Source organism: Sorangium sp. So ce296 (assembly GCF_051529605.1).
GTDB lineage: Bacteria > Myxococcota_A > Polyangia > Polyangiales > Polyangiaceae > Sorangium > Sorangium cellulosum_D.
In genome coordinates, this window is sequence record NZ_CP150325.1 from 2,780,398 (window position 1) to 2,794,546 (window position 14,149).

Annotated in this window: 5 protein-coding genes; 2 read left to right on the plus strand and 3 right to left on the minus strand. The window is 73.9% G+C overall.

Annotated elements, in window-relative coordinates:
- Positions 1-406 precede the first annotated feature (406 nt).
- On the plus strand, positions 407-2,062 hold the full coding sequence (locus WME98_RS10560; RefSeq protein ID WP_437951224.1) for a hypothetical protein: 1,656 nt from the start codon (positions 407-409) through the stop codon (positions 2,060-2,062).
- Positions 2,063-2,137: 75 nt separating this feature from the next.
- Here the strand turns inward: WME98_RS10560 and WME98_RS10565 are convergent, their stop codons facing one another.
- The 3 genes from WME98_RS10565 to WME98_RS10575 form a co-directional block, all read right to left on the minus strand.
- Positions 2,138-5,104, minus strand: a complete 2,967-nt coding sequence (locus tag WME98_RS10565) for a glycosyltransferase (RefSeq protein ID WP_437951225.1) — start codon at positions 5,102-5,104, stop codon at positions 2,138-2,140.
- Between the two features lie 20 nt (positions 5,105-5,124).
- Positions 5,125-6,558, minus strand: a complete 1,434-nt coding sequence (locus tag WME98_RS10570; protein WP_437951226.1) for a formylglycine-generating enzyme family protein — start codon at positions 6,556-6,558, stop codon at positions 5,125-5,127.
- Between the two features lie 392 nt (positions 6,559-6,950).
- A complete protein-coding gene (locus WME98_RS10575) occupies positions 6,951-7,073 on the minus strand; it encodes a hypothetical protein (RefSeq protein WP_437951227.1) in 123 nt (40 codons plus the stop codon).
- 170 nt (positions 7,074-7,243) lie between these two features.
- On the opposite strand from WME98_RS10575, the gene WME98_RS10580 reads away from it, so the two are divergent.
- Positions 7,244-14,125: an SDR family NAD(P)-dependent oxidoreductase gene (locus tag WME98_RS10580; protein ID WP_437951228.1), complete on the plus strand. Its 6,882-nt coding sequence runs from the start codon at positions 7,244-7,246 to the stop codon at positions 14,123-14,125.
- Positions 14,126-14,149 lie beyond the last annotated feature (24 nt).

The following is a 14,149-nucleotide window of genomic DNA, read 5'->3' on the forward strand; positions in this document are numbered from 1 at the left end:
GGAGCACCCGTGCCGGCGATGCGTCGGAAAGGTGCTATTGGTGTGTCCGTCGGACGGGCGCGTGGCGCGATGGCAATCCTTGCCATGCCCGTGTCTTTCATGGACGGCAATCTTTGCCATGACGGCAAGGCTTGCCACGCGCGAGCTGGACCCGCGGGCGAGCTCGATGAGGCGGCAGCCGCTCCTGCGGCGGCGCTCGGCGCGTCGCGCCGCCCGATCCCGTCGGAGGGGCCATGACGCCGCGGGGCGGCATACCGGTTGCGATAGCGCGCTCCCAGCCGGGCCGTCGCGGCCGGGGCATTCCCCGACGAGGCACGCCGAGCAGGTACGGCGCGAGGCGGAGCAGGCGCAGGAGCGCGAGCCGCTTCGGAGCGACCCGGGTCCGCCTTACTCCACAGGAGCGATCATGCATCTTCGTTATGTCTCCAAGTTCCCTCTCATCGCAGCGGTCATGGGCGCCGCGGCGTCGGTCTCGCTAGGCGCCTGCGGCGGCGCCGATCCGGTGGACGACGACGTCGTCGCCGCCGGCGAGGCCCAGGAGCTCACGGCGGAGGGCGCGGAGGCGCTGACGTGCCCCGCGTCCGTGCCGCTCATCGACTTCCGAAAGTCCCTCATCGTCACGAAGGAGACCGACCCGGGCATCCTTACCGAGTTCCCGCTCGGCTTCGTCCTCCAGCGGCTCCTCACCAGCGTCGGCTCCAGCCAGGATCCCGAGGTGTTCTACAAGCGCTGGTGGGACACGCAGAACGCTGCCTCCAATGCCGCCTTCCACGACGCCGACGCCATCCACTGCGACGACGAGACCGACAGCAACGGCAATCCAACGCTCAACGGGTACCCGTACACGTGCCCCAGGAACGAGGGCGTGCTCGCCCGCACCGACGATGCGAACCCCACCCTGAACAGCCCGTTCAATCCCGACGGGCCGAATTTCATGGAGCCGGTCGCGCTCGTGAACCGGTTCGACCTCACACCGAAGGAGGGCGGCTCGCATTGCGGCGAGTACCGGATCATCTACGCCAAGAAGTCGTCCAGCATCACTGACCGCAACTTCATCATCTTCGAGGCCCAGCTCCCGAACCCGCACCCCGAGTGCGGCGTCGCCGCCTGCCTCCCGGTCGCCGAGTTCTGGGCGAACCTCTCGGACCCGAACATGACCGCGGCCCAGCGCCAGGCCGCGCTCGAGGGGTTCTATTTCTACGGCCGGCCCGAGCTGCCCGACTTCGCGCCGGTCATCCAGGCGGCCCATTTCATGGCCGGGACCGGCCAGATCCGGACGAACCAGTTCATGGCGTCGAGCGGAGGATTCCAGCCCTGGGTGCTCCGCGAGTTCAAGCTCGAGCTGGACAACGACAGCTCGCCCAGGCTCTTCGTCAAGCCGGTCACTGTGAAGGAGAACCCGTTCCCCGGCCTGTTCAACGCCAGCTTCGCGAGCGACCCCCGCGGGGCCGCGTTCCAGAGCAGCTTCCCCGACGCCCTCGACGGGCTCGTGCCGCTCGGCAGCGACGAGAACAAAATCTCGCTCCGCACGCTGCCCAACCAGGAGCTCTTCAACTCGGGCGAGAGCATCATGGACCCCGGTGATTTCGACCCCAACAACAACAACTATCGGGCGCGCATGCAGGGGAACACCGCGTTTGCCGCGGACATCACCACGGCGCTCGGGCCGATCCTCGTGAGCCGCGGCCTCCCGCCTGGCATGGTCACGGCGGACAACGCCGCCGATCGCGCCACCACCCAGTCGTGCGCCGGCTGCCACGAGCTGAGCAGCCGCGACGACGAGAACGTCGGCGGCGTGCACGTGTGGCCGGCGCATTTCCCGACCACCGCGCCGGGCACGTTCGTCCATGTCAACGAGGCGGGCGAGATCTCGGCGCCGCTCCAGTGGACGTTCCTCCCCCACCGCGCGCAGGTCCTCACGTCCTTCATCGAGGACAAATCGTGCTCGGCGGCGTGCTCCTCGGAGGCGGCCAGCGCCGCTTCGATCGCGGCCAGCGCCGATGAGGTTCTCCTGGACGGCGCGGAGCAGGTCCCCACGCTCGGCGGCTCGACGACCCACTGAGGGCGCGCCGGGCAGCTTGAATCCCCCAGCCAGACGTCTGGCCACGCACCGCCAGACGTCCGGCCGCGGCCGCTCTCACGCGCCTCCCACCCCCCTCCCCTCGCCTCCCCGCCCCTCCCGCCCGGCCAGGCACACGCGCGCGTAGTCGGCGACCATCCGCTCCAGCGAGAACCGCTCCCGCGCGCGCTTCCACCCCGCCGCCCCCATGCGCGCCCGCCGCGCCGGATCCTCGGCCAGCTCCACGAGCGCCCCCGCGAGCGCCCCGGCGTCGCCCGGCGGCACCAGCCGGCCCGTCACGCCGTCGACGACCTGCTCGGCCATGCCGCCGACCGCCGTCGCCACCACCGGCAGCCCCTCGGCCATCGCCTCCAGCGACGCGTTCGGGCACCCCGCGGGCTCGGCGATCAGCGCGAACATATCGAGATCGCTCAGGAAAGCGCGCGTGTCGGCGAGCTCGCCGACCCACTCGACCGACAGCCCCGCCGCCATCCGCCGCAGCGCTTCGGCGTGCGCCTCGGCGCCGCGCTCGACGCCGCCCGCGATGCGCAGCACGTGCGGCGGCAGCCGCGGCGCCGCGATCCGCAGCGCGGCGAGGAGCTCGTCGAGCTTCTTGTGCGGGTGCACGCGCGCCGCCGTCCCGATCGCGAGCCGCGCGCGCCCGTCGCGAGCCGCGCGCTCGCCGCCGGGGGCGCGCCGCAGCGCAGGCGGGCGCGGGCCGAGCGCGACGCCGTTCGGCACCACGTGCGCCGGCGCCCCGAGCACCTCGGCGGCCAGCGCCGCCTCGGCCCCGTACTTGACGATCACCCCGGCGAGGCGGGCGCCGTAGTCGCGCGGCGCGCGGTACGGCAGCCCGCGGCGCGGCGACGCGAAATAGCGGCGCAGCGAGGCGAAGTACATCTCGCCCGGGCTCACGTCGAAGAGCGGCACGTCGAGCAGCCCGTCGGCGAGGAGCACCTTGTGCTCCGCGATCACGTTCCACATCAGCACGGCCTCGGGCGGGTCCTCCTCGATCGCGCGGAGCAGGCGCTCCACCGCCTCGGCCGGCTCGATGTCGGCCGGCGGCGGCACCGCCATCACCGGGATGCCCGCGGCGACGAGCGCCCGCCGGCCCGGCGTCGGGTACTCCGGCTGCTCCTCGATCACGGCCGCCCGGCCGCGCACGCCCGCCGCGGCGAGGCCGAGCAGCAGCCGCCGCGCGCTCGACTGGGCGCCGCCGGTCGAGAAGTTGTTCGTCACGAGCAGCAGCCCGTCCCCCCGGCGCGGGCCGCGGTTCCGGGCGATCGCCCGCGGGTAGAGCCGCGCGTACCCCTCGGCCATGCGCGCGACGCTGAAGTGCCGCGCCACGACCTCCCGGCCGCCCGCCGCCGCGCCGCCCGCCGCCGCCGCGCCGCCCGCCGCCGCCGTGCCGCCCGCCGCCGCCGCGATCGCCTCGGCGAACCGATCCGGCGCGGCGTCGAGCGGCAGGTGGACGAGCGCCGGCGTCTCGGCCGCGATCTCCGCCGTGCCGCCGGCGCCGGTCGCGACGACCGGGAGGCCCGCGGCGAGCGCCTCGAGGTGCGCGAGGCTCAGCCCCTCGTGGGCGCTCGGCGACACGAGCACGTCCGCCGCCGCGAGCAGGCCGGCCACGTCGGCGACCGCGCCGGCGAAGCGCACCTCGGCGCGCAGGCCGAGCCGGTCGACCTCGCGCCGGATCTCCGCCTCCGCGGCGAGCGCCGGCTCGCTGCCGGGCGAGGCGCTCCCGGCGATCACGAGCCGCGCCGGCCGCGGATCGCCGGCCGCGGCGAGCGCGGACCGCGTCGCCGCGAGGATCGCGGGCAGGAGGTGCAGCCGCTTCTGCGGCCGCGGGTTCGCCACGGCGAGCAGGACGAGATCGCCCGGCGCGATCTCGAGGCGCCGCCGCCACGCCGCGGCCGCCGCCGATCGGGCGCCGCCGGGCTCCGCCGGCCCCACGTCGATCCCGTTCCACACCGTGCGCCGCGGGACCGGCAGCCCGCGCGCGGCGAGCTCCGCCTCGACCGCGCGCGCGCACGCCACGAGCAGCGCCGCGCCGTCCGGGCCGAGGCGATCGAGCCCCGCCGGCCAGCCCGCGGCCACGTTGTGCACCGTCACGAGCGGCCGGTACCCGCGCGCGGAGAGCCGACCGAGGTCCTCGGCGTCGAACAGGTGCGCGTGCGCGAGATCCGCGCCCCACGCGGCGAGCCCGCGGGCGAGCGCGTCGAAGCGGGCCTCGCGGTCGCCGGGCGCCCCGGACAGGTCGAGCGTCCCCGGCGGCGCGCCGAACGGCGGGCGGGTCGGCCGGTACACTGCGCAGACGCGCGAGCGCACGCCGCGGCGCGGCAGCGCGGTCGCGAGGTCGATCGCGATCCGCTCGGCGCCGCCCTGCTGAAGGCTGGTCACGACCTGCGCGACCCGCAGCGCCGCGTCGTCGCACACGTCGAGCGGCGCGTGCCGCACCACGCGCGCCCGCCGCGCCCCGAGCTCGCCCTGGAGCGCGGCGTCGAGCGGATCGCCCGCGCGGAGGCGCGCCGCGACGCCCGCGGCGAGCGGCGCGTCGAGGTACACGCTCGCGGCGCGGGGCAACCCCGGCGCGCGGCGCCCCGGCGCGCGGCGCGCGGCCCGGCTCAGCTCGCCGCCCGTCGCCCGCAGCAGCTCGGCCCACGCCGCGGCGTCGGACGCCGGCGACGCGGCCGCGGAGGGCGCCGCGCGGGAGGGCGCCGAGCGCGCGGGCGGCGTCGAGGCCGCGGCCGGCGCCGCGGCGAGGTCGAGCGGCGCGAGCACGGCGCCGAGCGCGCAGACCGGCAGCCCGGTGTCGCTCGGCGGCGGGAACGGGTCCGGATCGAGCGCCGCGGACGGCGCGGGCCAGGCGCCCCCGCGCACGAGCCACACCGGCCCCGCGCCGATCGCGTCCGCCGCGGCCGCGAGCGGCGCGGGCGTGAGGTCGAGCGGCGCGAGCCCGGCGAGCCGGAGCGCGCGCAGCGTGCGGCCGGCGCGGGCGCGGTGCTCGGGCGCTTCGGCGAAGACGGCGCAGATCGGCGGGCGCATGCGGGCGCGAGCGGCGCGGCTCAGTAGGCCGAGGGGTAGCCGCGGAAGGGCGCGACGACGGCGACGTCCGGCGCGCTGGAGATGCGCTCCCGCGAGCGATGGCCGCCCCCGGCGGCGCGCGGCGCGGCGGAGGGCGCCGCGGCCCACGCGGCCGCGCCGAGCTGCTCCGCCTCCACCGCCGACGGGACGCCGCCCGTGTAGACGAACTGCCCGCGCGGGCTCGCCTCGATCGGGACCGACGTGCGCCGCATCGCGCCCTTCACGAGGCAGCGGTAGTGGAGCACCGACCCGTGCAGGTGCGGGGGCGCGTGCAGCCAGAAGCCGTCGCCCTGCGGCCGGAACGTCACGCCGGGCGGCGCCCCGGGCATGGGCTTGCGGCGGGTCGCGCGGTGCACGAGCACGCCGACGAGGCCGATGACGGCGCTCGCCAGGACGAGGCCGCCGCCGACGAACGCCACCGTCGCCGCGGCCGACCCCGAGCTCGAGCGCGGCGCGCGCGCCGACCCCGCCGGCGCGGCCGGCGAAGGCGCGGCGGCCGCGGGGGCGCTCGCCTCCAGCGCGGCGACCACGCGGAAGCCGTTGTCCGCGTTGCGGCTGCCGGGGTCGTTGCGGTACCGCGCCGCGGCGCGCAGGTGCTTCGCGTCCTTGAGCCACGAGCCGCCGCGCAGCACGCGCCGCGGCTTGTCGCCGCCCGGCGCCGAGGTCTGCTCGGGGTCGACCGCGGGGCCGGGCGCGTAGGGACCGTACAAGTCGCGACACCACTCGTAGACATTGCCGCTCATGTCGTGCAGGCCAAAGGCGTTCGGCTGCTTCTGCCCGACGGGCCGGGTGCCGGTCCCGGCGTTGCCCTTGAACCACCCGATGGCGGCGGCGGCCGCGTCGTCGTTCCCCGCGTAGAACCGCGTCTGGGTCCCCGCGCGGTGGGCGTACTCCCACTGCGCCTCGGTCGGCAGATCGAAGGCGCGGCCGGTCCTCTGCGTGAGCCACCGGGCGAACTCGCCCGCGTCCTTGAACGTCACCAGCGTCACCGGGTGCTGGTCGGTCTGCGGGAAGCCGGGAGCCCTCCAGGTGAACTCCTTGCGCTGCGACAGGCCCTTGCCGTCGAAGCCGAACCCGCCGGAGGCGCCGACCTCGGCCTCGGTGCGGTAGCCGGTCTGCTCGACGAAGCGCTTGAACTGCCCGACCGTGACCGGGACTTTGCCCAGGTAGAAGCCGCGGCTCAGGGTCACCTCCCGGGGCGCCTCGTCGTCGCCGCGGCCCGCCTCCGCCGGCGGCGAGCCCTGGCGGAAGCGGCCCTCCTTCACCAGCACGAGGTCGAGCTGCGCCTCCCCGAGGTCGATCGCGAGGGCGGGCGCCGGGTCCGCCGCCTGCGCCGCGGCCGGGGCGAGGAGCGCGACTCCGGTCGCGAGGGCGAGGGCTAGAGAGATGCGGTGCCGGTCACGGCGGGGTCTCACCAGCCCAGGCTAGCAGAGCAGACCGATGCGCTGCGCGGTGTTCGACGAGCGCTCGGCCGAACACGCGCGCCGGCGCCGCGCGAGCTCGGCCCCCGCGCAGGCGGCTCGTCCTCACCGCGGCCCACGTCCGCAACGAGGCGTCATCGCGGCCGTCGCGCTGGCAGGCGGAGCACCCGAGTTGCCGCCCCCGCAGCGCGAGACGACTCGTGCCATGTTAAGAATGATAAAGCGAACCCGTTAAGAACTGTCAAGATCGATACAGAATCAGTTGCACCGCAGCTGACAACGTGGTTAACGACACGGACGGAGGGCGACGTTTATCTCATACGCGCGGCGCCATCTTCGCGCCTCGACAGGTCCGACGGCGCCGGCTCGGCCGCGTCATCTCCTGTTCACGCGGCCCCTGAGCTCTTGAGGCTCGTCGCGCCCGACGCGCGCCGGCGCACCACCTGCATCTCGGCCAGCCAGCGACGCAGGTCGCCGCGATCGAGGGAGGAGATCCCCCGGTACGGCATCCGTGTTCGCGAAGCCTCATGAGACGAGCGCACGAGCGCTCCTCCGTGCATCCGCAGCCTTCGAGCGTACCTCGCGCCGTGGTCAGCGGCCGACGAGACAAGGATCAGAAATGCCCAGCAACACCGCTTCATCCACGTCCTCACGCGGCTCCGATGGCATTGACGCTCGCGTGGAGCCGATCGCGATCGTCGGCATCGGTTGCCGATTCCCCGGCGGGGCGCACGACGCCGACAGCTTCTGGAAACTGCTGAGCGACGGCGTGGATGCCATCGGCGAAGTGCCGCCCGATCGATGGAGCATCGAGCGCTTCTACGACCAGAGCCCAGGTAAGCCCGGCAAGACGGTGTCTCGCTGGGGCGGGTTCGTACAGCAGCGCATCGAGCTCTTCGACGCCCTCTTCTTCGGGATGTCTCCGCGCGAAGCCGCGTCGCTCGACCCGATGCAGCGCTGGCTCATGGAGGTCAGCTGGGAAGCGCTCGAGGACGCAGGGATCGTCCCCGAGCAGCTGGCCGGGAGCGATACGGCCGTGTTCATCGGCGGCTTCACGGAAGATATCAAGATCTTCCAGCTGGACGCGAACAATCGCGATCTCATCGGCCCGCACGCCGCGACCGGCAGCGCGATGACGATGCTGGCGAATCGCCTCTCCTACATGTACGATCTCCGCGGGCCGAGCGTGGCGCTGGACACCGCCTGCTCCTCGTCCCTGGTCGCGGTGCACCTGGCGTGCCGGAGCATCTGGAACGACGAGAGCGCTTTGGCGCTCGCCGGCGGCGTCAACGCGATGTTCCGGCCGGAATACACGATCGCCGAGTCGAAGGCGGGGATGCTCTCGCCCGACGGGCGCAGCAAGGCGTTCGACGCGCGCGCGAACGGCTATGTGCGCGGCGAGGGCGCCGGGATCGTGGTGCTCAAGCCGCTGCGCCGGGCGCTCGCCGACGGAGATCCGGTCTACGCCGTCATTCGCGGCAGCGGCGTCAACCAGGATGGCCGCACGAACGGCATCACGGTCCCGAGCGGCCACGCTCAGCAGGCGCTGATCCGGGAGGTGTGTGAACGGGCGCGCGTATCGCCGGCTCAGATCCAGTACGTGGAGGCGCACGGCACGGGCACGCCGGTGGGCGACCCGATCGAGGCGAATGCGCTCGGCGCCGTGCTGGGGAGCGGCCGGACGCCGGACGACCCGTGCTGGATCGGCTCGGTCAAGACGAACATCGGTCACCTCGAGGCCGCCGCGGGCGTCGCGGGGCTCATCAAGGCCGCGCTGGCGCTGAAGCACGGCGCCATTCCGCCGCACCTCCACCTCCAGCAGTCCAACCCCGGGATCGACTTCGACGCGCTTGGCCTGAAGGTCGCTCGCGCGCTCGAGCCCTGGCCCCGCACGGCTGGCCCGCGGCTGGCCAGCGTCAACTCCTTCGGCTTCGGCGGGACCAACGCCCACGTGGTGCTCGAGGAGGCGCCGGCCGAGCTGGCCACGCCGCTCCCGGCGGAGGAGGCCCGGAGCGAGCTCCTCCCCCTGTCCGCGCGGAGCGAGCAGGCGCTCCTGGACACCGCGCGCGCGTACCGCGCGCTGATCGCCCGGCACGAGGACGAGCCCGGTTTCTTGCGCGATCTCTGCCGCTCCGCCGGCGCGCGCCGCACCCACCACGAGCACCGGCTGGCGCTGCGGGCCGAGTCCTGCGAGGCGCTCGCCGAGCAGCTGACCGCGATCGCGGCAGGCGAGGCGGCGCCCGGCGCGGCCATCGGGCGTCGGCCGCACACCCCGGCGCGCCTCGTGTTCGTGTTCGGGGGCATGGGGCCTCAGTGGTGGGCCATGGGCCGCGAGCTCCTGGCCCGAGAGCCGGTGTTCTACGAGACCGTCAGGGAATGCGACGCGCTCCTGCGCCGGCACGCCGGATGGTCGCTGCTCGAGCAGATGCTGGCGGACGAGGGGCGCTCGCGCATGTCCGAGACCCAGATCGCCCAGCCGGCGAGCTTCGCCCTCCAGGCCGGCCTGGCCGCGCTGTGGCGGTCCTGGGGCATCGCGCCGGACGCCATCGTGGGGCACAGCGCCGGCGAGGTGGCGGCGGCCTACTGCGCCGGCGTGTTCGACCTCGAGGAGGCGATCCAGATCATCTATCATCGCAGCCGCCTCCAGCACCGGACCACCGGACAGGGCAAGCTGGTCGCGGTGGGGATCCCGCTGGCCGAGGCCCGGGCCGCCCTGGCCGGCCGCGAAGCGCGCATCTCCATCGCCGCCGTGAACGGCCCCAGCGCGGTGACCCTCGTCGGCGACCACGACGCGCTCTCGGAGCTCGTCCGGCCATTCGAGGAGCGGAAGGTGTTCGTCCGCTTCTTGCAGGTGGATGTGCCGTACCACAGCCACTACATGGATCCTCTGCGCGATGAGGTGATCGAGGCGCTACAGCACATCCGACCGCGTCAGGCAGCGCTACCGCTCTTCTCGACGGTGACCGGCGCCCGGTCGCAAGGGAGCGAGTGGGACGCCGAGTACTGGTGGCGCAACGTGCGCGATACCGTGCTGTTCGCGCCCGCCGCCGAGGCGCTCCTCCAGGAGGGCTACGACACGTTCCTGGAGCTCGGCGCGCACCCGGTGCTGGGCTCCTCGATCCAGGAGTGCGCCGCGCTGCACGGTCGGAAGGCCAGCGTGCTGACCTCGTTGCGCCGCAAGGCGGGCGAGCGCGCTACCCTGCTCGAGGCGCTGGGCGCGCTCTACGTCGCGGGGTTCCCCGTCGACTGGCGCGGCGTGCACCCGGGCGATCCGCGCGGCGCGCGCGTCGTGCGGCTGCCGCGCTACCCGTGGCAGCACGAGCCGCACTGGGTCGAGTCGGACGCCTCGCGGCGCGACCGGCTGGGGGCGCCGGGCCACCCGTTGCTCGGCGATCGGCTGCCCAGCTTCCAGCCGACCTGGGAGAGCGTCGTCGACGTCGATCGCCTGCCCTACCTCAAGGACCACGTGGTGCAAGGCGCCGTGGTGTACCCGGGCGCTGGGTACATCGAGATGATGCTGGCCGCGGCCAGATCGCTGTTCGGAGCGGGGGACCGCGGGATCGAGCTCACAGGCATCGAGTTTCACAAAGCGCTGTTCGTGCACCCGGACACCCAGCCGCGCCTCCAGGTGGTCTGCGACGGTGCGCAGGGGACGGCGAGCGTCGGGAGCCGCGCCAGCGCCGACCCGCAGCAGTGGGCGCGGCACGCGAGCGCGACCTTCCGCCTCCTGCCAGAGGACCGCCGCGCACGGAGGCTCCCGCTGGCCGAGTGGCGCGCCGAGCACCCGCGCGAGACGTCGACGCAGGACTGCTATCGCTACCTGAGGAGCCTCGGGCTCCACTACGGCCCCGAGTTCCGCGGGATCGCTCAGCTCTGGCGCGGCGCGGCTTCGGCCGTGGCGCGCGTCGCCCTTGACGGGGAGGCGCGCGCCGCGCAGGGCGGGTATGCGCTGCACCCGGCGCTGCTGGACGCCTGCTTCCAGGTGCTGCTGGCGACGACCATGCCGGCGGACGACGCCGGCGATCGCAGCCGAGGGGTCTACCTGCCCACCCACATCGCGTCGCTGCAGCTCCGCGGCCGGGTGCCCGAGCAGCTCTGGGTGCGCTCCCAGGTCGTGGAGTTCGACGAGCGCGTCCTGCGCGGCGATCTGATCGCCTGCGACGACGCCGGCAACGTGGTGCTGGAGCTGCGGGGCGCCGTCGCCCGCTCGCTGGAGCACGCGCGGTCCGACGATGCCGTCGATACGAGCAGCCTGTTCTACAAGATAGAATGGCAGCCTCAGCCCGACGCGGCCCCGGAGGCGCCGCGCGGGCGTGGCAGCTGGCTGGTGCTGGCCGATCGGCAAGGGTTCGGGCAGGCGCTCGCGGCGCAGCTGGAAGCCCGGGGCGATCGGTGCGTCCTGGTGTTCGCCGGAGCGCGCTACGAGGCGGACGAGGCGCAGCGCCGCTTCGCGGTGAACCCGGCGTCCCTCGACGACATGCAGCAGCTGGTCGCCGCGGTGTTCGCGCGCGCGCGGCAGCCGTGGCGCGGCATCCTCCACCTCTTCAGCCTGGACACGATCCCCGCCGAGGGCCTCACGCTCGGGGATCTCGACCGCGCGCAGGCGCTCGGCCCGATCGCCTTGTTGCACCTCGTCCAGGCCCTCGATCGCAGCGGCCACAGCGAGCTGCCGCGCATCTGGGCGGCGACGCGCGGCGTCCAGCCGGTCACGCCCGACCTCCCCCCGACCGCGGTCGCCGAGTCCGCGCTCTGGGGCATGATGCGCATGGTCGGCTATCAAGAGCACTCCGATCGCTACGGCGGCCTGATCGACCTCGACCCGAGCAGCCCGCTCGACGAGGTCGCGCTGCTCGCCGACGACCTGATCGCGGGCAGGGTGACGGACCAGGTGGCTTACCGGCGCGGGCGGCGTCATGTGCCTCGGCTCGTCGCGCGCCCCGACCTCGCGCAGGCCGCGCCGGCGCTCTCGTTCCGGGCCGACGCCAGCTACCTCATCACGGGCGGGCTCGGCGGGCTGGGGCTCCTGGTCGCGCGCTGGATGGTGCAGCACGGCGCGCGCCGGCTGGTCCTGCTCGGTCGCAGCGCGCTCCCGCCGCGCGCGGCGTGGCTCGCGGCCGCCGCCGATACGCCGCTCGGGCAGCGCGTCGCTGCCGTCCGCGAGCTCGAGGCGCTGGGCGCGAGCGTGCACGTGGCCGCCCTCGACATCGCCGACGAGGCGCAGCTCACCGCGTTCCTCGGTCAGCACCGGGACGAGGGGTATCCCCCGATCCGAGGCGTGATCCACGCCGCCGGCGTGAGCAGACCGCACCTGATGGCCGCGATGACCATGGAGGAGTACCTCGAGACCGCGCGACCGAAGGTGCAGGGCGCCTGGCTGCTGCACCGGCATCTCGAGCGGGAGCCGCTGGATTTCTTCGTGCTCTTCTCGTCGATCGCCGCGCTCGCCTTCACCGCGGGGCAGGCAGACTACGGCGCGGCCAACGCCTTCCTCGACGGCCTCGCGCAGTACCGGCGCGGCCGCGGCCTCCCGGCCAGCAGCATCAACTGGGGAGCGTGGGCCGAAGCTGGCATGGCCACGACGCTCGGTGACTACTTCAACAACCGCGGGATGCCCCCCTTCTCGCCGCGCCGCGGCCTGGAGGCGCTCGGGCACGTCCTGCAGCAGGACATCGACCAGGCGACGGTCCTGTGGGTCTCCGATCCCCAGACGTTCGCGCGGAACAACTTCTCTTCCGGCAGCGCCGTGCCGTTCATCGCGCGCCTGCTCGACGGCGCCGCGACCGGCGGCGAGGCCGCGCGCGCCGCCAGCGCGCCGCCGAAGCACCCGCTCCAGGCCATCCTCGAGCCCGCGGAGCCCGCCGAGCAGGAAGAGCGCCTCGTCGACTACCTCCAGGGCCTCGTCGCGCGCGTGCTGCGGCTCTCGGCCTCACGGATCGACCGGCGCTCGCTGCTCAACGACCTCGGGCTCGACTCCCTGCTCGCGCTCGAGCTGAAGAACCGGATCGGGACCGACCTCCGGGCCACCGTCCCCGTCGTCGATCTGTTGAAGGGCGTGACCGTCGGAGAGCTCGCCCGCCAGATCCGCGCGATGATCGCCGACGGCGCGGCCGCCGGCGGCGCCGCACCGGTCGACGCCGCGCGCGCGCTCGTCACCGGCGAGGTCCCGCTGGGGCCGAACCAGCACTGGCTCCTGTCGCGCGAGCTCCCGAACCCTCATCACTGGAACCTCGCGACGCTCTGGGAGCTGATCCGGCCGCTCGAGCCAGAGCGCCTCTCGCAGGCGCTCCGGGCCGTGCTCCTGCACCACGACGCGCTCCGTACGCGGTTCGCGCGCGACGAGCGCGGGTGGCGGCAGCGGATCGCGCCTCCGGAGGACACGGTGCCGCTCACCCACGTCGACCTCTCGGCGCTGCCCCCCGCGGAGCAGGCCAGCGCGATGGACGCGGCGGTGGTCGAGCTCCAGACGAAGCTCGACCTCTTCGCCGGGCCGCTCGTGCAGGTCGTTTACTTCGGCCTGGGCGGCGATCAGCGCGATAGGCTGCTCATCATCCTTCATCACCTGGTGAGCGACGTCGTGTCTCTCCAGATCGTGCTCGCCGATATCGAGATGGCGTACCACCAGCTGAAGCAGGGTCAGCCCGTGCTCTTGCCCCCCAAGACCACGTCGTACAAGCAATGGGCAGAGCGGCTCGTCGACCACGCTCGATCGCCGGAGAGAAAGCGCGACCTGGAGTACTGGCGCTCCCTCCCCTGGGGCGCGGTGACGCCTCTTCCGATCGATCACCCGAGCGGGAGAGAGGCCAATACGATCGCGTCCACGCGGATCTTGTCGTCGTCGCTCTCCGCCGAAGAGACCAGCGCGCTGCTGCAGGATCTCCCGAGGACCCACCGCGCCCAGATCATGGTCGCGCTGCTCTCGGCGCTCGGGCAGGCGTTCGCGCGCTCGGCCGGCCTCGACTCCCTGCTGCTCGACGTGATCGTGCACGGCCGGGAGGCCCCGTCCGACGACATGGACCTGGCCCGCACGGTGGGCCTCTTCGCGCACGGCATCCCCCTCCTGCTCCAGCTGCGGGGCCCGCGGACCCCGCTCGAGGCGCTCCAGAGCGTCAAGGGTCAGTTCGATCGGCTCCTCCGCCACGGGAGCACCTACGCAGCCCTGCGCTGGCTCAGCCAGGATGAGGAGATCGTGGCAGCGCTCAAGTCCTTGCCGAGGCGCGAGATGATCTTCAACTACGTGGGACAGTTCGAGCTGCCCGTATCGGATACGGCGCTGGTCAAGGCGGTGCCTCAGATACCTCCGGCCATGGAGGATCCGGAGAACATGCGGGACTTCCTCCTGCAATGTCAGGTGGGGATCTTCAGCGGCCGCCTGACCGCGCTCTGGAACTACAGCGAGAACGTGCACCGCCGCGGGACGATCGAGCGGCTCAACGGCTCCTTCCTGGAGGCGCTGCGCTCGCTGATCCGAGGCGAGGCTGCCCCCGACGTCCTCGCCGCGCCGGGCAAGAGGGCGCCCGTCTGGGCCTCGGACGGCATGATCGCGCAGGGCGGCGGCGAGTGAGCGGGCGGCCTGTCGAGCGCAGGC